Source organism: Actinoallomurus sp. NBC_01490, assembly GCF_036227085.1.
GTDB classification, from domain to species: domain Bacteria; phylum Actinomycetota; class Actinomycetes; order Streptosporangiales; family Streptosporangiaceae; genus Actinoallomurus; species Actinoallomurus oryzae.
In genome coordinates, this window is the sequence record NZ_CP109433.1 from 5,842,853 (window position 1) to 5,864,241 (window position 21,389).

The 21,389-nt window shown below is 71.4% G+C and carries 20 protein-coding genes and 1 pseudogene; 15 read left to right on the top strand and 6 right to left on the bottom strand.

Going from position 1 to position 21,389, the window contains the following annotated elements:
• Positions 1-58 precede the first annotated feature (58 nt).
• From steA to OG417_RS27235, 6 genes are all read left to right on the top strand, one after another.
• On the top strand, positions 59-1,288 hold the full coding sequence (steA, locus tag OG417_RS27210; protein ID WP_329261919.1) for a putative cytokinetic ring protein SteA: 1,230 nt from the start codon (positions 59-61) through the stop codon (positions 1,286-1,288).
• Complete coding sequence (locus OG417_RS27215) at positions 1,285-2,244, top strand: copper transporter (RefSeq protein ID WP_329261922.1); 960 nt, start codon at positions 1,285-1,287, stop codon at positions 2,242-2,244. The genes steA and OG417_RS27215 overlap by 4 nt, the downstream gene beginning before the upstream one ends.
• Positions 2,245-2,251: 7 nt before the next feature.
• Positions 2,252-3,097 (top strand): hypothetical protein, encoded by an 846-nt coding sequence (locus tag OG417_RS27220; RefSeq protein ID WP_329261923.1) that lies wholly within the window; start codon positions 2,252-2,254, stop codon positions 3,095-3,097.
• An 11-nt stretch (positions 3,098-3,108) separates the two neighbouring features.
• On the top strand, positions 3,109-4,713 hold the full coding sequence (murJ, locus tag OG417_RS27225; RefSeq protein ID WP_329261926.1) for a murein biosynthesis integral membrane protein MurJ: 1,605 nt from the start codon (positions 3,109-3,111) through the stop codon (positions 4,711-4,713).
• Positions 4,714-4,718: 5 nt separating this feature from the next.
• Positions 4,719-5,837 (top strand): glycosyltransferase, encoded by a 1,119-nt coding sequence (locus OG417_RS27230; RefSeq protein WP_329262609.1) that lies wholly within the window; start codon positions 4,719-4,721, stop codon positions 5,835-5,837.
• 188 nt (positions 5,838-6,025) lie between these two features.
• The gene (locus tag OG417_RS27235; protein WP_329261929.1) at positions 6,026-7,027 is read left to right on the top strand and encodes a TerC/Alx family metal homeostasis membrane protein; all 1,002 of its coding nucleotides are present in this window, start codon (positions 6,026-6,028) and stop codon (positions 7,025-7,027) included.
• Here OG417_RS27235 and OG417_RS27240 read toward each other — a convergent pair.
• The gene (locus OG417_RS27240; RefSeq protein ID WP_329261931.1) at positions 6,990-7,313 is read right to left on the bottom strand and encodes a hypothetical protein; all 324 of its coding nucleotides are present in this window, start codon (positions 7,311-7,313) and stop codon (positions 6,990-6,992) included. The genes OG417_RS27235 and OG417_RS27240 overlap by 38 nt on opposite strands.
• 139 nt (positions 7,314-7,452) lie before the next feature.
• Between OG417_RS27240 and OG417_RS27245 the strand changes: the two genes are divergently transcribed.
• Complete coding sequence (locus OG417_RS27245; protein ID WP_329261933.1) at positions 7,453-7,929, top strand: hypothetical protein; 477 nt, start codon at positions 7,453-7,455, stop codon at positions 7,927-7,929.
• On the opposite strand, the gene OG417_RS27250 is transcribed toward OG417_RS27245, so the two are convergent.
• Positions 7,926-8,525, bottom strand: coding sequence for a TetR/AcrR family transcriptional regulator (locus tag OG417_RS27250; protein ID WP_329261936.1), 600 nt, complete (start codon positions 8,523-8,525; stop codon positions 7,926-7,928). The genes OG417_RS27245 and OG417_RS27250 overlap by 4 nt on opposite strands.
• A gap of 66 nt (positions 8,526-8,591) precedes the next feature.
• Between OG417_RS27250 and OG417_RS27255 the strand changes: the two are divergent.
• Positions 8,592-9,422 (top strand): annotated as a pseudogene (locus tag OG417_RS27255) (DMT family transporter); the annotation flags it as partial.
• Positions 9,423-9,465: 43 nt separating this feature from the next.
• Here the strand turns inward: OG417_RS27255 and OG417_RS27260 are convergent.
• Positions 9,466-10,746 (bottom strand): alpha-amylase family protein, encoded by a 1,281-nt coding sequence (locus OG417_RS27260; RefSeq protein ID WP_329261940.1) that lies wholly within the window; start codon positions 10,744-10,746, stop codon positions 9,466-9,468.
• A gap of 62 nt (positions 10,747-10,808) precedes the next feature.
• On the opposite strand from OG417_RS27260, the gene OG417_RS27265 reads away from it, so the two are divergent.
• Positions 10,809-11,402: a TetR/AcrR family transcriptional regulator gene (locus OG417_RS27265; RefSeq protein WP_329261943.1), complete on the top strand. Its 594-nt coding sequence runs from the start codon at positions 10,809-10,811 to the stop codon at positions 11,400-11,402.
• Here OG417_RS27265 and OG417_RS27270 read toward each other — a convergent pair.
• Both OG417_RS27270 and OG417_RS27275 read right to left on the bottom strand, forming a co-directional pair.
• Positions 11,393-11,848: a MarR family winged helix-turn-helix transcriptional regulator gene (locus tag OG417_RS27270; protein WP_329261945.1), complete on the bottom strand. Its 456-nt coding sequence runs from the start codon at positions 11,846-11,848 to the stop codon at positions 11,393-11,395. The two genes, OG417_RS27265 and OG417_RS27270, sit on opposite strands and share 10 nt — an antisense overlap.
• 166 nt (positions 11,849-12,014) lie before the next feature.
• The gene (locus OG417_RS27275) at positions 12,015-12,665 is read right to left on the bottom strand and encodes an MBL fold metallo-hydrolase (protein ID WP_329261948.1); all 651 of its coding nucleotides are present in this window, start codon (positions 12,663-12,665) and stop codon (positions 12,015-12,017) included.
• 102 nt (positions 12,666-12,767) lie between these two features.
• Here OG417_RS27275 and OG417_RS27280 point away from each other — a divergent pair, with 102 nt between their 5' ends.
• The 3 genes from OG417_RS27280 to OG417_RS27290 all read left to right on the top strand — a co-directional run bounded on the left by OG417_RS27280 (position 12,768) and on the right by OG417_RS27290 (position 17,162).
• Entirely contained in the window at positions 12,768-13,586 is an 819-nt protein-coding gene (locus tag OG417_RS27280; RefSeq protein WP_329261951.1) for an MBL fold metallo-hydrolase, read from the top strand.
• A 154-nt stretch (positions 13,587-13,740) separates the two neighbouring features.
• Positions 13,741-16,578 carry an excinuclease ABC subunit UvrA gene (uvrA, locus tag OG417_RS27285; protein WP_329261954.1) on the top strand — a complete coding sequence of 946 codons (2,838 nt, stop codon included), beginning with the start codon at positions 13,741-13,743 and terminating at the stop codon, positions 16,576-16,578.
• Positions 16,579-16,703: 125 nt separating this feature from the next.
• Positions 16,704-17,162 carry a Rieske (2Fe-2S) protein gene (locus tag OG417_RS27290; protein WP_329261958.1) on the top strand — a complete coding sequence of 153 codons (459 nt, stop codon included), beginning with the start codon at positions 16,704-16,706 and terminating at the stop codon, positions 17,160-17,162.
• 139 nt (positions 17,163-17,301) lie between these two features.
• On the opposite strand, the gene OG417_RS27295 is transcribed toward OG417_RS27290, so the two are convergent.
• On the bottom strand, positions 17,302-17,457 hold the full coding sequence (locus OG417_RS27295) for a hypothetical protein (protein ID WP_329261961.1): 156 nt from the start codon (positions 17,455-17,457) through the stop codon (positions 17,302-17,304).
• A 52-nt stretch (positions 17,458-17,509) separates the two neighbouring features.
• Here OG417_RS27295 and uvrC point away from each other — a divergent pair, with 52 nt between their 5' ends.
• From uvrC to OG417_RS27310, 3 genes are read left to right on the top strand one after another with little or no spacing between them, the layout of a single operon-like run.
• Positions 17,510-19,447, top strand: a complete 1,938-nt coding sequence (gene uvrC / locus OG417_RS27300) for an excinuclease ABC subunit UvrC (protein WP_329261964.1) — start codon at positions 17,510-17,512, stop codon at positions 19,445-19,447.
• Positions 19,448-19,478: 31 nt separating this feature from the next.
• Positions 19,479-20,378, top strand: a complete 900-nt coding sequence (gene rapZ / locus OG417_RS27305) for an RNase adapter RapZ (RefSeq protein WP_329261967.1) — start codon at positions 19,479-19,481, stop codon at positions 20,376-20,378.
• A gap of 6 nt (positions 20,379-20,384) precedes the next feature.
• On the top strand, positions 20,385-21,362 hold the full coding sequence (locus tag OG417_RS27310) for a gluconeogenesis factor YvcK family protein (RefSeq protein WP_329261970.1): 978 nt from the start codon (positions 20,385-20,387) through the stop codon (positions 21,360-21,362).
• The last annotated feature ends 27 nt before the right edge of the window (positions 21,363-21,389 follow it).

Sequence of the window (21,389 nt, forward strand, 5' to 3'; positions counted from 1 at the left end):
GCCTTTACGATCGTCGTTACAAGTGTCACCGTCCGCGCTCTGGCAGGATGGCATCACGATGAATGACGTCTCCCCGAGGATCAAACCGACCGCGCGCCTGCACGTGCCGCGGTTCCGCGGGCTGCGCCGTGAACGCGGAGACGCCGAGTCGGCCACGACCGGCGTGGCGCGCCTCGACGGCAAGACCAAGAAGCTGACCAAGCGTCTCGAGCCCGGTGACATCGCCATCATCGACCACGTCGATCTCGACCGCGTCAGCGCCGAGGCGCTCGCGGCCTGCGATGTGGCGGCAGTGATCAATGTGGCGCGCAGCATCTCGGGCCGCTATCCGAACCTCGGTCCCCAGATCCTCGTCGAGGCCGGCATCCCGCTGATCGACGACGTCGGCCCCGACGTGTTCAGCAAGGTCCGTGAGGGCGACCGCGTACGCGTCGACGGCGGCGCGCTGATCGCCGGCGACCAGGTCGTGGCCAAGGGCATCCGGCAGACCGAGGAGACGGTCGAGGCGGCGATGACCGAGGCGAAGGCGGAGCTTCCCGCCCAGCTCGAGGCGTTCGCCGCCAACACGATGGAGTTCCTCAAGCGCGAGCGTGACCTGCTGCTCGACGGCGTCGGCGTGCCGGACGTCGAGACCGACCTCGACGGCCGGCACGTGCTGATCGTCGTGCGCGGTTACCACTACCGCGAGGACATCGCGACCCTGCGGCCGTACATCCGCGAATACCGGCCGGTGCTGATCGGCGTCGACGGAGGAGCCGACGCGCTGATCGAGGCCGGCTACCGTCCCGACATGATCGTCGGTGACATGGACTCCGTGTCCGACGAGGCGCTGACCTGCGGCGCGGAGCTGATCGTGCACGCCTACCGCGACGGTCGTGCGCCCGGTCTCAAACGGGTGCACGACCTCGACCGGCAGGCCGTCGTCTTCCCCGCGGCGGGCACCAGCGAGGACATCGCCATGCTGCTCGCCGACGACCGGGGCGCCACGCTCATCGTGGCCGTGGGAACCCACGCGACGCTCGTGGAGTTCCTCGACAAGGGGCGTGCGGGCATGTCCAGCACGTTCCTGACCCGCCTGCGGGTGGGGAGCAAGCTCGTCGACGCCAAGGGAGTGAGCCGGCTGTACCGCAGCCGTATCAAGGGATCCTCGCTCCTGTTGCTGGTGGCGGCGACGCTCGTCGCCATGATCGTGGCGATCATCTCCTCGCCCGCCGGTGACGCGTTCGCGCCCGTCGTCGCCGACGCATGGCATCAGTTCGTCTACTGGCTGACCGGATTGTTCACGTGATCGATTTCCGATACCACATCGTCTCCATCGTCGCGATCTTCCTGGCGCTGGCGCTCGGCCTCGTGGTCGGCGCCTCGGCGCTGCGCGGGCCGCTCGTCGACCAGCTGAAGGACCGGTTGGGGCAGTTCGAGAAGGACAACCAGAGCCTGCGGACGCTCAATCGCACCACCGACCAGGTGAACGGCTACGACGACCAGGTCATGGACAACGTCGCGCCGCAGATCGTCGCCGGGCGGCTCAAGGGCGAGAGCGTCGTCTTCATCGAGGCGCCGGGCGCCGACGACCAGGCGCGGGCCAAGACCGCCGACCTGATCGGCAAGGCGGGCGCGCGGATCAGCGGTTACGTCACGCTCCAGGAGAAGTACCTCGACGCCAACCAGCTGACCACGCTCACCGAGCTGACCGACCAGCTCAAGCCGGCCACCGTCGACTTCCCGGCGGACGCCTCGCCGTACGACCGCGTCGCCCTCGAGCTGGCCTCGGTGCTCGCCACCCGGCAGGCCTCCAGCACCGGCCAGGAGGACCCCGCCGCCGGGCAGGTCCTGTCGGGATTCAAGACGGCGGGTTTCCTGAATTACAGCGGGCAGCCCGCCACCCGTGCCACACTCGCCATCGTGATCGCGCCCATCGCGGCGAGCAAGGACAAGGACGCCGACACCGAGAACAAGGCCCTCGTGGCCCTCCCGCTGGCCCTGTCCAAGTACGCCAACGGCACGGTGGCGGCGGGCAACAGCGACGCCGCGTCCGACGGCGGCATGATCAAGGCGATCCGCGACGAGAGCAAGGCGCAGGACCACGTCTCGACGGTCGACACCGGCGACGTCTCTGCCGGCCGTCTGACGACGGTGTTCGCGCTCGACCTCGCCCGGCAGGGCAAGTTCGGCGACTATGGCATCGGTTCGGGCGTGGACGGCCCGATGCCGACCCCCGTACCCACGGTGCCCGAGAAGAAGTGAGGCCAGGATGCGTAAGGCAGTGGCCGCGACCGTGCTCGGTGCGGCGGCCGCGCGGGTGGCGTACACCCTGCTGACCCGGCGCCCGCCGCGCGAGGAGAAACTCTGGCTGCGCACCAACCACCGCGGCGAGCCCGTAACACTGCTGGAGGGCCCGGCGTTCGTCGCCGGGGCGGTGACGGCGGTGGCCGTCGCCCCCGGAGTCCCGGCCCGCATGCGCGTGGCCGCGGTGTTCGCCGGCACGGCCGCGGGCGCCCTCGGCGCGTACGACGACCTCGCCGGCTCCGGCGACTCGCGCGGCTTCAAGGGGCACCTGGCCGCGCTGGCGCACGGTGAGGTGACGACCGGCGCGGTGAAGATCCTCGGCATCGGCGCCGCCGGTCTGGCCGCCGCCGCCCTCGCGGGCACCGGCCGCCGCCCGAGCACGCGCGCCGACCTGCTGATCAACGGTGCGCTCGTCGCGGGCGGCGCCAACCTGCTCAACCTGTTCGACCTGCGGCCCGGCCGCGCGATCAAGGTCGGCGCGCTCGCCGCGCTGCCCGGCACGCTGAGCGGTTCAGCCGTCACCGCCGCTCCGTTCGGTGCCGCCCTCGCGCTGCTGCCCGAGGACCTCGGCGAGCGCGCCATGCTCGGCGACGCCGGAGCCAACGCGCTCGGCGCCCTGCTGGGCCTGTCCGCCGCCCATCTGCCCCGCCCCGTACGCCTCGGCATCCTCACCGGCGTGGTGGCGTTGAACGCCGCCAGCGAGTTCGTCAGCTTCACCAAGGTGATCCAGGCGACGCCGGCACTGCGGCGGATCGACGAGTTCGGCCGCCGTCCCGTCGTGCCGGAGGCACGTCCGACGGGTACGGAGTGACGGCTTCGGAGGTGACGGAGGAGTCCACGGCCGGCCGCGCCGCCCAGGGGCTCGCCGGGGCCGCCGTTCTCATCGGCGTCATCACCATCCTCGCCCGTATCGCCGGGTTCGGGCGGATCGTCGTGTTCTCCCAGACGGTGAAGACGTCGTGCCTCGGCCAGGCGTACTACACCGCCAACCAGGTCCCCAACATCGTCTTCGAGATCGTCGCGGGCGGTGCGCTGGCCGGCCTGGTCGTCCCCGTCCTGGCCGGCCCGGCCGAACGCGGCGACCGCGAGCATGTGAGCCGCACCACGTCCGCGTTGCTCACCTGGATGGCGGTCGCGCTGGTCCCGCTGTCCGCCCTCGGGGTGGTGCTCGCGCACCCGATCATGGGCGCGCTCGTCCGCGGCAACCTGGACCAGTGCTCCCGCGCGGGCGTCGTGACCGTCGGCACCCACATGCTCGCCGTCTTCGCGCCGCAGATCATGCTGTACGGCTTCACCGTCGTGCTGTACGGCGTGCTCCAGGCCCACCGCCGTTTCGTCGCGCCCGCCCTGGCGCCGCTCGTGTCGAGCCTCGTCGTCATGGGCGCCTACCTCGCGTACGTGCCGCTCGGCCGCGGCCACCAGCAGGACCTCTCGACGCTGCCGCGCACCGCCGAGCTGATGCTCTCGCTCGGCACGACCGCCGGGGTCGTGGTCCTGGTCGTCACCGCCGGAGTGGCCGCCGTACGCCTGCGGCTGCGGATCCGGCCCACACTGCGGTTCCCGGCGGGCACGGCGGTCCGGGTGCGCCGGCTGGCCATCGCCGGCCTGGCCACGGTCGCCGCCCAGCAGCTGTCCGCGGTCGCCGTCGTGGTGCTGAGCGGGCACGGCACCGTCGGCGCGCTGGCCGACTACCAGTACGCCTGGGCCCTGTTCCTGCTGCCGTGGGCGGTGCTGGCGGTGCCGGTGGCCACGAGTGCCTTCCCGATGCTGTCGGCGCGCGTCAGCGCGGGTGAGACGGAGGAGTTCGACCGGATCACCGCGTCGACCACCCGGGCGATCGTGCTCGTCTCCTGCGCCGGGGCCGCCGGCCTGGCCGCGGTCGCGGTGCCGGTCGCGACCTTCCTCGACCACGACGCGGTACCCACCGTGCTCGCGCGCGCGGTCCTGCTGTTCGCGCCCGGCCTGCTCGGCTACGGCTTCGTCGCGCACCTGGGCCGGGTGCTGTTCGCCTGCCACCGGGGCCGCGACTCGGCCGGCGCGACGGTCGCCGGCTGGCTGGTCGTGATCGTCGCCGATCTCGCGCTGGTGTTCACGCTGCCGCGCGGCTGGACGGTGGCCGGGCTGGCGCTCGGCAACACCGCCGGAATGACCGTGGCCGGCGCCCTGCTGCTCGCCGCGCTCGTCCGGGTCCGCGGGCGAGGAGTGCTCGCCGGCCTCGGACGGGCGACGGCCGCGGGCGCGGCGGGAGCGGTCGCGGGCGGCGGCGCCGGCTACGCGGTGGCGGCGGCGATCGACGCGAGCGGACAGCTCACGAGCATCGGCGCGGCCGTCGCCGCGGGGCTCACGGCCTGCGCGGTGTTCGCGCTGGTCACCTACACGTTGGACGGCCGGGACCTCAAGGCCGTGATCAGGCGGAGGATGCGTTGAGCGGTTTGAAGGTCGCCATCGTGCTGGCGACGAGCGCCGGGGGAGTGGGCGGCCACGTGCGCTCGGTGGTGGAGGGTCTCACCGCCCGCGGGGCCCGCGTGGTCGTGCTCGGCCCGTCGTCGACCGAAGAGCTGTTCGGCTTCACCGCGGCCGGTGCCCGGTTCGTCGCGGTCCAGATCGCCGATCGGCCGCATCCGGCCGCCGACGCGCGCGCCGTCGCCCGGATCCGCCGCCTGACCCGTGGCGCGGACGTCGTGCACGCCCACGGCCTGCGCGCCGGCGGGCTCACCGCCCTCGCTCTCACCCGCGCGGTCCCCGCGGCGCTCCGGACGACGACGCCGCCGCTGATCGTGACGCTCCACAACGCCGTCATCGCCGGGGGCGTGATCGGCGCCGCTTATGCCACGCTCGAACGCATCGTGGCCCGTGGCGCCGCCGAGATCCTGGCCGTCTCACCGGACCTGGAGGAGCGGATGCGCTCCCTCGGCGCGGAGGCGGTCGGCCGGGCGCTGGTGCCCGCCCCGCCGCGCCGGCGCTCGGAGGACACCGCGGCGCAGGCCAAGCTCCGCGCCGAGCTCGGCGCCGTCGAGCGTCCGCTGATCGCGGTCGTGGCGCGGCTCGCCGAGCAGAAGGGCCTGCCCACGCTGCTCGACGCCTCCGCCGGGTGGGCCCGGCGCACGCCGGCGCCCCTCGTGGCGGTCGCCGGAGACGGGCCGCTGGAGGCGCCGCTGCGGGCGCGAATCGAGGCCGAGACCCTGCCCGTACGGCTGCTCGGCCGCCGCTCCGACGTGCCCGAGCTGCTCGCCGCCGCCGACGTCGCCGTCGTGTCCAGCGTCTGGGAGGGACAGCCGCTCATCGTCCAGGAGGTGCTGCGTGCCGGACGGCCCCTGGTCGCCACCCGGGTCGGCGGCATCCCCGGCATGGTCGGCGACGCGGCGGTCCTGGTCCCGTCCGGTGACGAGGCCGCGTTGGAGGCGGCGGTAACTCGAATTTTGGACAATCCGGAATTCGCCGAACGGCTCGCGTCGTCAGCGTCCCGCCAGGCACTCCGGCTGCCCACCGAAGAGGACGCGCTCGATCAGCTCACCCAGGTCTACGCCCGCGCGACCGGTACGACTTCCTAACGCGGCCCACTGTTCGGGACAGGTTCGGTCTTGGATATAGTCAAGGTGCAGGAGGGGAGTATCCCTTTCGCGGCAGTGTCGTCACCACGGCTGGAGTCGCATGCGGCCCGGTACTGTCGGTTCGCGCCCATGAGCGCGGACGGGAGAGACCTCCGGGGCTTTTGTCTGCCGCCGGAGGATGCTGTCTCGTGAATGTCACGCTTTTGGGCTGGTCGCTCACTCTGGCCGGCATCCTCGCCGTCATCCTGGTCGATTTGTGGATCGTCGACCGTGGGCAGCCGAGGGAGTTCACCCTCCGGCAGGCCGGCGCGTGGGTGACGTTCTACGTCGTGCTCGCCGTGGCGTTCGGCGTCTGCCTGCTGTTCGTGGCCGGCGGACAGTACACCGCGCAGTTCTACGCGGGATATCTCACCGAGTACAGCCTGAGCATCGACAACCTGTTCATCTTCTACGTCATCATGGCGCGGTTCGCCGTGCCGCGCGTCAACCAGCACAAGGTGCTGCTCGTCGGCATCCTGATCGCGCTGTTCATGCGGGGCGCGTTCATCCTCGTCGGCGGTGCCGCGCTCGCCCGCTTCGAGTGGCTGTTCTATGTGTTCGGGCTGTTCCTCATCTGGACCGCGCTGGGCCTGCTGCGCGACAGCGGCGATGAGGAGTTCAAGGAGAACATCCTGCTGCGCTGGGTGCAACGCGTCATCCCGGCCACCGGGGAGTACCACCGCGACCGGCTGACCGTGCGCGTCCAGGGGCGACGGCTCGTCACCCCCATGCTCATCGTCATGGTCGCGATCGGCTCGACCGACCTGCTCTTCGCGCTCGACTCCATCCCGGCCATCTTCGGCCTGACCAAGCAGTCCTACCTGGTGTTCACCGCGAACGCCTTCGCCCTGATGGGCCTGCGCCAGCTCTACTTCCTGCTGGGCGGCCTGCTCGACCGGCTCATCTACCTGAGCAAGGGCCTGTCGTTCATCCTCGCCTTCATCGGCGTCAAGCTCATCCTCGAGGCCCTGCACGCGACCGGGTTCGAGCAGGTGCCGCAGGTGCCGATCTGGCTCTCGCTGGTCGTGATCGGCGTGGCGATGCTCATCACCACGGTGGTGAGCCTGCTCAAGGCGCGCCACGACGCGGCGCGCGAGGCCGGCGAGCCGGTGCCTACCGGCGTCGGGGACGCAGGGCGAACGCCACGTTGATGGCGACCAGCGCCGCCCACACGACGACGAGGCCGGACAGCCCGGCATAGGACGCGGCGATGGCCGAGGTCGGGATCGAGACGCCGAGCGTGACGCACAGGACCGTGAGGGCCACCGCGCGTTCGGCCTTCTCGTTCGCGGCGGCGGTCGCGTCGCGCAGCGCGGCGGACTGCTCGATCCGCGCCGCGATCGCGTCGGCGAACGCCGCGTCGTAGTCGGGCCCCAGCTCGCGCCGCGCGGCGAGCGAGGCCGCCAGGTCGTCGCGCGGCAGCTCGGATGTGCTCATGCCCCCCTTTGTACGCCTCGACCGGGGCGCTCGCCTCCGCCGTGGGGGTGATCTGTCGCTGACACCTGAGGAGGACGTCCGACGACGCCACGTGAACCTTGTACGGTGAGCCGCAGAAGTCGTCGGTTCGGAGGTGGGAATGCGCACGCTCGCGCCCGCGGTGACGAGGGCCGCCGCGGCCGGGACGGCGCTCGCCGCCGTCGGCGTGCTGGTGTTCACCGCCGTCGTCGACGCCCAGAGCGGGAGCCGGCCGCCCCGGCCGGTGGCCACGCACCCGGTCACGCCCGTCCCCGTCTCGACGCTGCCGGGCAGCGTCGCCTCGCCCGGCGCCCCACCCACGGTCTCGGCCCGGCAGGCCAAGGTCTGGCTCCGCGGCCTGGCCGGCACCTGGACGCGCAACGTCAAGAACACCTACTTCCGCTTCCACGCCGACGGCAGCGGCGAGTGGGTCGCCTTCGGGCAGAAGTTGTGGAGCGGCAAGGCCACCCCGCGCGACGCGAAGACCTTCGACCTGACCGACATCGACGGGCACGGCGGCTCGTACTGGCAGGTGCGCCTGCTGTCCCGGCGCCGGCTGCTGTTCGTCGGCACGAACCAGATGTTCGCCAGGTCCTAGACCGCGGCGTTCCCGGCCGCGGCCAGGAGAGCGCGGGCCTGCTCGCGGGCGTGGCCGAAGGGGTCGGGGAAGACGTTCAGGCCGTGGGCGACGAGCGCTCCCTCGTTCAGCAGCGTGAGTGTCCGGCCGAGACGGTCGGCCCCGTCCGGAGCGATGTCCCGGGCGAGGCGGGTGAACAGCGCGAGCATCCACTTCTTCTGCCCGATGATGAGCGGATATGCGGGATGGGACGCGTCACTGATCTCGGCGTGCGCGTTGACCATGCTGCACCCCTTGGCGCCGTTCGCCCGCGACCACGCGCCTGAGGCGTCGAAGACCGCGAGGACCCGCGCCGCCGGCTCCGGCGGCGCGGCGTCGAGACGCCGGGTGAGGAAGGCCCGCCAGCGTTCGTCGCGATCCGCCAGGTACTCCACGACGATCTGCTCCTTGGAGCCGAACCGGTCGTACAGGGTCTTCTTCGTCACCCCGGCCTCGGCGGCGATGAGGTCGACGCCGACGGCATGGATGCCGCGCTCGTAGAACAGCCTCGCAGCGGCCTCCCGGACGCGCAGGGCGGCGGGCGTCATCGTGATCCGCCGAAGCTCCGTGGTGCCCATGCCCCGAGAGTATACCGATCTGTATAGTGGCGCGGGTATACCGATCTGTATAGCGAAGGGCGGGACGTGGGCTTTCTCCTCTCGGCGGCCTTCGTGATCTGCTGGAGTTCCGGGTTCATCGGAGCCCGGCTCGGCGCCGGCAGCGCGTCCGCCGTCACCATCCTGATGTGGCGGTTCCTGCCGCTGGCCGTGGTTCTGATCGGCATCGCCCTCGTCCGGACGTGGTGGCGGGGCCTCGTGGTCCGGGACGTCGTCCGGCAGGTCCTGATCGGCGTCCTGTCGCAGAGCGGCTATCTGCTCACCGTCTATTACGCGATCCAACTCGGCGTCTCCAGCGGCACCACCGCCCTGATCGACGGCGTCCAGCCCCTCGTCGCCGGGGCGCTCGCCGGACCGCTCCTGCGTCAGTACGTCTCGCGCCGGCAATGGCTCGGCCTGTGCCTGGGGCTGGGCGGCGTCATCGTCGTCACCCGGGCCGACGCCGCGGCTGCCGCAGGTGTGACCTGGTGGGCCTATCTCATCCCGTTCCTCGGCATGCTCTCGCTGGTGGCGGCGACGTTCCTCGACAGCCGCTCCCACGCGCGGGTCGAGCCCGTGGTGGCGATGACCGCGCACTGCGTCACCAGCGCCGTCATCTTCACGGCGCTCGCCATGAGCGCCGGAGCGGCGAAGCCGCCGGCCGAACTCCCGTTCTGGGTCGCGATCACGTGGCTCGTGGTCCTGTCCACATTCGGTGGCTACGGGCTGTACTGGGTCATCCTGCGGCGGTCAGGGGTCACCAAGGTGAACACGCTGATGTTCCTCATGGCTCCCGTGACGGCGGTCTGGGGCGCTCTCATGTTCGGTGAACCGTTCGGCTCACAGACCGCCCTCGGCCTGGTCGTCGGTCTCGCGGCGGTCGTCATCGTCCGGTCGGAGTCCGGGGAGCCGGAGAACGGCCCTAGCCCAGGATCGCCCACCCGTACCCGGGCACCTGCGCGGGATCGTCCGGCTCCTTCTCCTCGGCGGAGTCCAGGACGCGCAGGCCGTCGAGCGGAAGCGGGAAGCGGTACGGGTCCGCGCCGGTGTTCAGCAGGACGGTGATGCCCGGCCCGCCCTCGGCGGGACGGCTGCGCAACGCGGCCGCCTCGTTGGTGAGGTGCTCGACGCTCGTACGCGCCCGTACCAGCCAGGGATGGCGCCGGCGCAGGCCGATGAGCCGCTGGTGCAGCCGGTAGACCGGCCGGCCCCAGGGGGCGAGCCCGGCCGGCGAGCCGGGGAAGGCCGGGCGCACGGCGTCGTCGCCGCCCGGCCGGTCCTCCTTCAGACCACGGAACGCCTGCTCGTCGCCGTAGTAGACGGCCGGCACGCCGGCGACGGTGAACAGCACGACGAGCGCGTGCTCCAGGTGGCGGGGCTCCTCCAGACGGGTCGCGATCCGCGTCACGTCGTGGTTGCCGACGAACGTGGAGGGCGTGAACGCCTCGGTGAACCGGTCGTGGCGGTCGAGCGCCCAGGCCAGCTCGAACAGGTTCCGGTCGTTCAGCGAGCTCCAGATCGCCTTCCACAGCTCGTACTGGGTGACCGAGTCCAGCCCGGAGCCGGCGACGTAGGCCGCGTAGTCGCCGTGGATCATCTCGCCGGTGAACCACGCGTCCGGGTGCGCCGCCCGGACCTGCGGGAGGACCGCCCGCCAGAACTCCGGCGGTACGGCGTAGGCCGCGTCGAGACGCCAGCCGTCCGCGCCGCGGTCGAGCCAGTGCCGCATGACCTTCGCGACGTACTCGGCGACGGCCGGTTCGCCGTGGTCGAGGGCGACGAGCGAACGGTGGCCCTCGAAGCAGTCGTAGTCGTCCCCGCGCGGGCGGAACCAGCGGGCGTCCGGTGAGTCCGGGCCGTCCCGCAGCGCTGCGGCGAACCGCGGGAATCCGCGGCCGACGTGGTTGAACACGCCGTCGAGCAGGATGCGCACCCCGCGGCGGCGGGCGGCCGTGACGAGGCGGTCGAAGTCGGCGTCGTCCCCGAGCCGCGGGTCCAGACGCAGGTGGTCGACGGTGTCATAGCCGTGAGTCTCCGAAGCGAAGACCGGGCCCAGCGCCACGCCGTTGCAGCCCAGCTCGACGGCGTAGTCCAGCCAGGGCTCCAGCCGGCCCAGGCGGTGTCCGGGCCCGGCCTCCAGCGCGCCGGTGAAGCCGAGCGGGTAGACGTGCCACCAGATCGTGTGGTCGATCCACGAGGTCATCGAGGTCCTTTTGAGGGAGACTCAGTAGTACTGTTGAGGGTAGCTCAGTAAGGGGGGACCCCGTGCGCAAGGACCGGCGTCCCCGGCGGCGTCTCGATGTCGAGACCCGGCGCGCCGACATCCTGCGCTCCGCGGCGAGCGCGTTCGCCGCGGAGCCGTACGACAAGGTCTCCGTCGCCCGGGTGGCGGCCGCCGCCGACGCCTCCGAGGCGCTCGTCCACCGCTACTTCGGCAGCAAGAGCGGCCTCTACCGCGACGTCGTGCGCGCCGCGATCGAGGAGTTGCTGCGGCGGCAGCGCGTCGCCGACGACCCCGCGGCGGCGCCGTACGACCGGCTGGCCGCGGCCGTGCGGGTCTACCTCGACTTCGTTGGCGAGGCGCCGGCCGGCTGGGCCGCGCCCCTGAGGTCGCCGGCCGGCGACGTGCCCGAGGCGGCCGAGCTGCGCAGGCGGAACCGCGACCGATACCTGGCGCTGCTGCGCGACCTGCTCGCGCTGCCGGCCGACCCGGCGCTCGACCACGCGCTCCACGGTTATCTGGGCTTCCTCGACGCCGCCTGCCTCAGCTGGGTCGAGCGCGGCTGCCGGCAGGCCGAACGCGAACCCCTCGTCGCCCAGGTGGTCGGTGCGCTACGGGGCGCGCTCGGTCAGTCGTAGGGGGACTCCGCGAGCGCCTCCAGGGCGCCCAGCGCCTCCACGAGCGCCTCGCGCTGTTCGGACGTCAGCGTGGCGATCTGCCGGACGAGGAAGGCCGAGCGTTCGCCGCGCAGCTGTTCGAGCTGTCGGCGGCCCTGCGCCGTGATCGCCAGCAGGGTGGCGCGCCGGTCCTCGCTGTCGGGCATGCGGCGCAGCAGCCCCTGCTGTTCGAGCGAGCCGACCAGCCGGCTCTGCGTCGGCGCGGTGACACCCTCGTGCGCGGCCAGGTCGCCGAGACGCACGGGGCCGAGCGCCTCGACGCTCGCCAGCGTGGACGCCTGGCTCGAGGAGAGGACCTGCGGGCCGTGCTGGCGCACCCGGCGGTTGAGCCGGCCGAGGGTCATCCGCAGCCGCGCCGCGAGCTCGACATTCGTCAGGTCTTCCGCATCGGGTGCCTGGTCGGTCACGCCCGTCATCATTCCTTACCCGCCGCCTCACGATCACGCGTCCCGGGCGTACTGAGCATGCCCATTCCCCCATCTTGGTGCATGGACACCTGGCTCGCAGCAGCACGGCCCGGCGATCCGCGGAAGGAGCGTTCCGAACGGCCGGACGGCGCCGTCCGGCCGGCTCTCACCAGCCGCGCTCGCGCCATTCGGCGAGGTGCGGGCGCTCCCGCCCGAGGGTCGTGTCCTTGCCGTGCCCGGGGTAGATCCACGTCTCGTCCGGCAGCACGCCGAACACGCGCTCCTCCAGGTCTTCCATGAGCCGGTGGAAGAGCTTCGCGTCGCCCCAGGTGTTGCCCGGGCCGCCGGGGAACAGGCTGTCGCCGGTGAACAGGTGGGGCGTCTCGCCGTCGTAGCGCAGCGCGATCGAGCCGGGCGTGTGCCCGCGCAGGTGGATGACCGACAGCGTGGCCTGCCCCACCCGTACGGTGCCGCCGTGTTCGACCGGCTCGGTGACCGGCAGCGGCAGGGCCTCCGCGTCGTCGGGGTGGGCGACCAGCCGCGCGTGGGTCGCGTCGATCACGGCGGTCAGGGCGTTCCAGTGGTCCTGGTGGCGGTGCGTGGTGACGACGCGGGAGAGCGGCCCGTCGCCGATGATCTCGAACAACCGGTCGGGCTCGGCCGCGGCGTCGATGAGGACCTGTTCGCCCGTCGCCGTGCAGCGCAGCAGATAGGCATTGTTCTCGTACGGTCCGACGGCCAGCTTGGTGATCGTCAAGGCGGGGAGCTCTCGTACGTCGGGGGCGCCACCGACCTCGACGTCGCCTGTGTAGGTCACGCTGTCCTCCGATCGGGCGCGGCTTTCCGGGACCTTCCATCCTGTCACGGCGAGGCTCGCCGAGACCTGCATCGCCCGGACGTCCGCGGTTACGCTGCCCGTATGCGAGACGATCTGCCCATCTGCCGCACCTGCGGGGCGCAGTACGGCGCGCCGCGCGCCGACTGCCCGATCTGCGAGGACGAACGTCAGTACGTCGGCTGGGACGGCCAGCGGTGGACGACCCTCGCCGAACTGCGCGAGGCCGGGCACCGGGGGAGGATCGAGGAGGAGGGGCCGGGGATCGTCGGTGTCGGCGCCGCGCCGCCGACCGCGATCGGCCAGCGTGCCCTGCTGGTCCGCACGCCGTGGGGCAACGTCCTGTGGGACATGATCACCTACATCGACGACGACATGGTCGCCCGGGTGCGCGAGCTGGGCGGTATCTCGGCCATCGCGATCAGCCATCCCCACTTCTACGGCTCGATGATCGAGTGGGCGCACGCCTTCGACGCGCCGGTCTACATCCACGAGGCCGACCGCGAGTGGGTGGCCCGGCCCGACGACTCGGTCGTCTTCTGGTCGGGGGAGTCCCGCTCGCTCGGCGACGGGCTCACGCTGATCAACGCCGGGGTGCACTTCACGGGCGGCCAGGTGCTGCACTGGCGCGACGGCGAGGAGGGGCGCGGCGCGCTGCTGTCCGGCGACATCCTCACCGTCGTCCAGGATCGGCGCTACGTCAGCTTCATGTACAGCTACCCCAACCACATTCCCGAGCGCCCCCGCGTCATCCGGCGCGCGCTGCGGCTGCTGGAGCCCTACCCCTTCGAGCGGGTGTACGGCGCGTGGTGGCGGCGGATCGTCCACGCCGACGGCGTCGAGGCCGTACGCCGGTCGGCGGAGCGCTACCTGGAGCACGCGCTCGACGACGGCCCCGAGTAGGTGTGTTCCGGTGGTGACCTTCATTCGAACAGGTGTACGGTTCAGCTGCGACGAGCGGGGTGGATGAGGTCGTCTGGAAGAAACCGTCGCACCCACTCGTTAGCCTGAAGCTGACCTGTCTCGACCAGGCTCTCAAGGGGATTGCGAATACGCCGTGGCCGACCGCCTCATCGTGCGCGGAGCACGTGAACACAATTTGAAGGACGTCTCGCTGGATCTGCCGCGCGACGCGCTGATCGTCTTCACCGGGCTGTCCGGATCCGGCAAGTCGAGCCTCGCGTTCGACACGATCTTCGCCGAGGGCCAGCGACGTTATGTCGAGTCTCTGTCGGCGTACGCGCGGCAGTTCCTCGGTCAGATGGACAAACCGGACGTCGACTTCATCGAGGGCCTGTCGCCGGCGGTGTCGATCGACCAGAAGTCCACCTCGAAGAACCCCCGGTCCACCGTGGGCACCATCACCGAGGTCTACGACTACCTGCGCCTGCTGTGGGCCCGCATCGGGCACCCGCACTGCCCCGCCTGCGGCCGCACGATCACCAAGCAGACGCCGCAGCAGATCGTCGACCGGCTGATGGAGTTCGAGGAGGGCACGCGCTTCCAGGTGCTCGCGCCGGTCGTGCGCGGGCGCAAGGGCGAGTACGCCGAGCTGTTCCGCGACATGCAGACCAAGGGCTTCTCCCGTGCCCGGGTCGACGGCGCGACCGTACGCCTGGACGAGGCGCCGAAGCTCAAGAAGTACGAGAAGCACGACATCGAGGTGATCGTCGACCGGCTGAGCGTCAAGGAGAGCTCGCGGCGGCGGCTGGCCGACTCGGTGGAGACCGCGCTCGGGCTGACCGGCGGCACGGTCATCCTCGACTTCGTCGACCTGCCGGAAGACGACGAGCGCCGCGAGCGGATGTACTCCGAGCACCTCTACTGCCCCTACGACGACCTGTCCTTCGACGAGCTCGAGCCCCGGTCCTTCTCCTTCAACTCCCCGTACGGCGCCTGCCCCGACTGCACCGGCCTGGGCACCCGCATGGAGGTCGACCCCGAGCTGATCGTGCCCGACGTGGAGAAGACCCTCGGCGAGGGCGCGATCTCCCCGTGGTCCGGCGGGCACGTGAGCGACTACTTCCTCCGGCTGCTCACCGCGCTGGGCGAGGCGATGGGCTTCGACCTGGACACTCCGTGGGAGCGCCTCCCGGCCTCCGCGCGCAAGGCCATCCTCAAGGGCCACGACACGCAGGTCCACGTGAGCTACCGCAACCGCTACGGCCGGCGGCGCTCCTACTACACGACCTACGAGGGGGTGATCCCCTACGTCCAGCGCCGTCACTCCGAGGCCGAGAGCGACTCCAGCCGCGAGCGGTTCGAGGGCTACATGCGGGAGATCCCGTGCCCGTCGTGCGAGGGCCGCCGCCTCAAGCCGGTCGTGCTGAGCGTCACGGTCAACGACCGGTCCATCGCCGACGTGGCCGCGATGCCGATCGGCGAGTGCGCCAAGTTCCTGCTGGCGATGGAGCTCAGCGACCGCGAGAAGCACATCGCCGAGCGGGTCCTCAAAGAGATCAACGCCCGGCTGGGCTTCCTGCTCGACGTCGGCCTCGACTACCTCACCCTCGACCGCGCGTCGGCCACGCTCGCCGGCGGCGAGGCGCAGCGCATCCGGCTCGCCACCCAGATCGGCTCGGGCCTCGTCGGCGTGCTGTACGTCCTCGACGAGCCCTCCATCGGGCTGCACCAGCGCGACAACCACCGCCTGCTGGAGACCTTGATCCGGCTGCGCGACATCGGCAACACGCTCATCGTCGTGGAGCACGACGAGGACACCATCAAGGCCGCCGACTGGGTCGTCGACATCGGACCGGGCGCGGGCGAGCACGGCGGCCAGGTCGTCGTGTCCGGCACGGTCGAGGAGCTGCTCTCCTCCGAGAGCTCGATGACCGGCGCCTACCTGTCCGGCCGCAACGAGATCCCGGTGCCGGCCACCCGGCGCAAGCGGCAGCGGGGTCGCGAGCTGGTCGTCAAGGGCGCGCGCGAGCACAACCTGCGCGGCGTCGACGTGGCGTTCCCGCTCGGCGTGTTCACCGCGGTCACCGGCGTGTCGGGGTCCGGCAAGTCGACGCTGGTCAACGACATCCTCTACCTCTCGCTCGCCAAGCAGCTGCACGGCGCCCGCACCGTCCCGGGCCGGCACAAGCGCATCAACGGGCTCGACCAGGTCGACAAGGTGGTCCACGTCGACCAGTCGCCGATCGGCCGCACCCCGCGCTCGAACCCGGCCACCTACACCGGCGTGTTCGACCACGTGCGCAAGCTGTTCGCCGCGACCGCCGAGGCGAAGGTCCGCGGCTACCAGCCGGGCCGGTTCTCCTTCAACGTCAAGGGCGGCCGGTGCGAGGCCTGCTCCGGCGACGGCACCATCAAGATCGAGATGCAGTTCCTGCCCGACGTCTACGTGCCGTGCGAGGTGTGCCACGGGGCGCGCTACAACCGCGAGACCCTCGACGTGCACTACAAGGGCAAGACCATCGCCGAGGTGCTCGACATGCCGATCGAGGAGGGCCTGGAGTTCTTCGAGGCGATCCCGGCGATCCGGCGCCACCTGCAGACGCTCAACGACGTCGGCCTCGGTTACGTCCGGCTCGGCCAGCCCGCCCCGACCCTGTCCGGCGGTGAGGCGCAGCGCGTGAAACTCGCATCCGAGCTCCAGCGACGCTCGACCGGGCGTACCATCTACGTGCTCGACGAGCCGACGACCGGCCTGCACTTCGAGGACATCCGCAAGCTCCTCGGCGTGCTCGGCCGTCTCGTCGACGGGGGCAACACGGTCATCGTGATCGAGCACAACCTCGACGTCATCAAGACCGCCGACTGGATCATCGACATGGGTCCGGAGGGCGGGTCTCGGGGTGGCACCGTGGTCGCCACGGGGACACCCGAGGACGTCGCGAAGGTGGAGGAGAGCCACACCGGCCAGTTCCTCGCCAAGATCCTCGGCTGACCGAGTCGTCGCCTGGTGCTCCTGGTGCTGTTGGTGTGAAAGGGAAACTTTCGCACTGCCGTTGAACCGAACCGGCGATTCCTCCGTGCAAAGGGGGAACGTTCCCGAAGCCAAGGAGGAGTCTCATGCCGTTCGATCCGTCCACGCCCGGACCGGAGTCCACCCGCCGGGGGATGCTGGTGGGAGTCGGTCTCGTCGGCCTCGCCGGCACACTGACCGCCTGCGGAGGCTCGAAGGACGACTCGTCGGCCGACGCCTCCCAGGGCAGCGGGAGCCAGAGCGGCGGGGGCCAGAGCGGTGGCAGCCTGGGCAAGACCTCCGACATCCCGGTCGGCGGCGGCAAGATCTTCAAGGACGAGAAGGTCGTGGTGACCCAGCCCAAGCAGGGCGAGTTCAAGGCCTTCAGCGCCATCTGCACCCACCGCGGCTGCCCCGTGGGCTCCGTCTCGGACGGGAAGATCCACTGCCCGTGCCACGGCAGCGCCTTCAACGTGACCGACGGCTCGGTCGCCAACGGCCCCGCCGACAAGCCGCTCCCGTCCAAGAACGTCACCGTCCAGAACGGCGAGCTGAAGCTCGGCTGATCCTTCCGGGGCGTCGCGGTCACGGGTCCGGCCCCGCGACCGCGACGCCCGACCCGACCTGACCTGTCTGTGGCCTGGCCGAGGCTTTTGTCGGTGGCGACCGGCATGCTCGGGACATGACCGATCTTCCTGAGGCCGCCTACGCGAGGGCGTGGAGCGCGGACACCCGGGTCGCGCCGCTGGCGAGCGCGTCGACGGTGCCACGGATGCCGAGATGACGACGATCGCGACGAGGACGCGGGCCGTCCGTACGGACCGGCACCGCGCCGACCGAGCCGTCCGTACGGACCGGCACGGGAGCGGCCGACGCGGCCTCCGCCGTCCCCGCGCGGCACTAGGCTGACGACGTGGCAGATCCGGCGACGTACCGGCCCGCGCCTGGGACCATCCCCGAATCGCCCGGGGTGTACCGGTTCCGTGACCCGGGCGGCAGGGTCATCTACGTGGGCAAGGCGAAGAACCTGCGTGCCCGGCTCAACTCCTACTTCGCGGACTTCGCCGGCCTGCACCCGCGCACCCAGACGATGCTGCAGACCGCGGCCGGGGTCGAGTGGACCGTGGTGGGCACCGAGGTCGAGGCCCTGCAGCTGGAGTACTCCTGGATCAAGGAGTTCGACCCCCGCTTCAACGTCAAGTACCGCGACGACAAGTCCTACCCCTACCTCGCGGTGACGATGAACGAGGACGTCCCGCGGGTGCAGGTGATGCGCGGCGCGAAGAAGAAGGGCGTCCGCTACTTCGGCCCGTACTCCCACGCGTGGGCGATCCGGGAGACCGTCGACCTGCTGCTGCGGGTCTTCCCGGTCCGCACGTGCTCGGCCGGGGTGTTCCGGCGGCAGCGGCAGATGGGCCGGCCCTGCCTGCTCGGCGACATCGGCAAGTGCTCGGCCCCCTGCGTCGGCCGCGTCACCGAGGAGGCGCACCGGGAGATCGCCGAGGACTTCTGCGACTTCATGGCCGGCGACACCGCGCGGTTCATCAAGGCGTTGGAAAAGGACATGCGCGCCGCGGCGGGGGAGCAGGAGTACGAGCGCGCGGCGCGCCTGCGCGACGACATCCGTGCCCTGCAGCGCGCCCTGGAAAAGCAGTCGGTGGTCCTCGGCGACAACACCGACTGCGACGTCATCGCGCTGGCCGACGACCAGCTCGAGGCCGCCGTCCAGGTGTTCTACGTCCGGGGCGGGCGCATCCGCGGTCAGCGCGGCTGGGTCGTCGACAAGGTCGAGGACATCTCCACCGGCGACCTGGTCGAGCAGTTCGTCCTCCAGATGTACGGCGACGTGGCCGGCGACGCGGTGCCGCGCGAGATCCTCGTGCCGGCGCTGCCGCCCGAGCCGGACGCCGTGGTCGAGCTCCTCGCCGAGCACCGCGGCGGCCGGGTCGACCTGCGGGTGCCGCGGCGGGGCGACAAGAAGACGCTCCTGGAGACCGTCGAGCGCAACGCCAAAGAGGCGTTCAAGCAGCACAAGACGCGCCGGGCCGCCGACCTGACCAGCCGCAGCAAGGGGCTCCAGGAGATCCAGGACGCCCTCGAGCTCGACCAGGCGCCGCTGCGCATCGAGTGTTTCGACGTGTCCAACCTCCAGGGCACCCACGTGGTCGCCTCGATGGTGGTGTTCGAGGACGGCCTGCCTCGCAAGAGCGAATACCGGCGGTTCTCCATCAAGACGGTCGAGGGCCAGGACGACGTCCGCTCCATCAACGAGGTGATCACCCGCCGGTTCCGGCGCTACCTGGAGGAGACCGAACGCACCGGCGAGCTCGACGTCCTCGGCGAACGCGAGGAGGGCGGGCCGATCGACCCGGAGACCGGAAAGCCCCGCAAGTTCGCCTACCCGCCCAACCTCGTCGTCGTCGACGGCGGGGCGCCGCAGGTGGCCGCCGCCCAGCGGGCGCTGGACGAGCTCGGCATCGACGACGTCAGCCTGTGCGGCATCGCCAAGCGCCTGGAGGAGATCTGGCTGCCCGGCGAGGAGGACCCGGTCATCCTGCCGCGCAACAGCGAGGGCATGTACCTCCTGCAGCGGGCCCGCGACGAGGCCCACGACTTCGCCATCCGGTTCCACCGCACCAAGCGTTCGAAGGGCATGATCGTAAGCGAGCTCGACGCCGTGCCGGGTCTGGGGCCGAGCCGGCGCACCGCCCTGATCAAGCACTTCGGGTCGGTGAAGATGCTCAAGGAGGCCGGACCCGAGCAGATCGCCGAGGTTCCGGGCATCGGACGCCGCACCGCTGAGAGCATTGTGGCGGCACTGCACGCGCAGGACGGGGGAACAGGCACATGAGACACAGCACGGCGCCGTCGGGCGGTGGGGCGTGAACACCGCGGCGGCCAACATCGGCGGCACCCCGCAGGTGCCCGACATCGTGATCGTCACCGGCATGTCCGGCGCCGGCCGCAGCACGGCGGCCAAGTCCCTGGAGGACCTCGACTGGTTCGTCGTCGACAACCTGCCGCCCGGCCTGCTCGCCACCATGGCCGACCTCGCCGAGCGCGGCCAGGGCGCGGTGCCCCGCATCGCGGTCGTCGTCGACGTGCGCAGCCGGGCCTTCACCACCGACCTGCAGTCGGCGTTCGACGAGCTGGAGGCGCGCGGCGCGCACCCCCGGGTGGTGTTCCTGGAGGCCTCCGACGAGGTGCTGGTCCGCCGGTTCGAGAGCGTGCGCCGCCCGCACCCGCTCCAGGCCGACGGGCGCATCGTCGACGGCATCGCCCGCGAGCGCGAGCTCCTGCGCGAGGTGCGCGCCGAGGCCGACCTGGTCATCGACACCAGCGCGCTCAACGTCCACGAGCTGCGCGGCAAGATCGTGAGCTTCTTCGGCGGCGAGGGCAACGAGTCGAGCCTGCGCGCCACCGTGGTGTCCTTCGGCTACAAGTACGGCCTGCCGGTCGACGCCGACCTCGTGGTCGACTGCCGGTTCCTGCCCAACCCGCACTGGGTCCCCGAGCTGCGCCCCCACACCGGGCGCGACGCCCCCGTCCGCGACTACGTCCTGTCCCAGCCGGGCGCCAAGGAGTTCCTCGACGCCTACACCGAGGTGCTGCGCCTCCTGGTGCGGGGATACGAACGCGAGGGCAAGCACTATGTGACGCTCGCGGTCGGCTGCACCGGCGGCAAGCACCGCAGCGTCGCGATGGCCGAACAGCTCGGCGGCCGGCTCCGCGACGAGGGCCTGGACCTCCAGGTCGTCCACCGGGATCTCGGACGGGAATGACACGACGTGGACTCCCCCAAGGTCGTCGCCCTCGGCGGCGGGCACGGGCTGTTCGCCTCCCTGTCCGCGCTGCGACGCGTGACCGACCACCTGACGGCCGTCGTCACGGTCGCCGACGACGGGGGGTCGAGCGGGCGCCTGCGCCGCGAGCTCGGCGTCCTGCCGCCGGGCGACCTGCGCATGGCGCTCGCCGCGCTGTGCGGCGACGACGACTGGGGGAGCACCTGGAGCGAGGTCGTCCAGCATCGCTTTCTCAGCCAGGGCGAGCTGCACGGGCACGCGGTCGGCAACCTGCTGATCGTCGCCCTGTGGGAGCTGCTCGACGACCCGGTCGCCGGCCTCGACTGGATGGGCCGGCTACTGCGCGCCGAAGGCCGGGTGCTGCCGATGGCCTCGGTGCCGCTCGACATCGTCGCCGAGGTCCGGGGGGCCGACCCGGCGGCGCCGGAGGAGATCTCACGCGTTCGCGGCCAGGTGGCCTGCGCCAAGACGCCCGGCAAGGTGCTGAGCGTCTCGCTCGTGCCCGAAGACCCGCCGGCCTGCCCGGAGGCCCTGCGCGCGGTCGAGGAGGCCGACTGGGTGATCTTCGGGCCGGGCTCGTGGTTCACCAGCGTGCTGCCGCACCTGAAGGTGCCCGAGCTGGCCGACGCGCTGCACCGCACCCGCGCGAAACGGCTGGTCGCGCTCAACCTAGCGCCGCAGCCGGGGGAGACCGACGACTTCTCGCCCCAGACGCACCTGGAGGTCCTGCGCGCTCACGCGCCCGAGCTGAAGATCGATGTGGTGCTCGCCGACCGGAATCTCGTCGATGAGCCCGATGTTCTGGAAAAGGCCGTCCGTACCCTCGGAGGCAGGCTGGCCCTCGCCGACGTCGCCGCGGAAGATGGATCTCCACGGCATGATCCGGCACGGTTGGCCCAAGCGTTCGCACAGATCTTCGTCAGCGGCCACGTGACGCGGCGAGATTCGGCGAGACTGCCCTGACGGAGTTCTACAGGGGGAGGATCACAT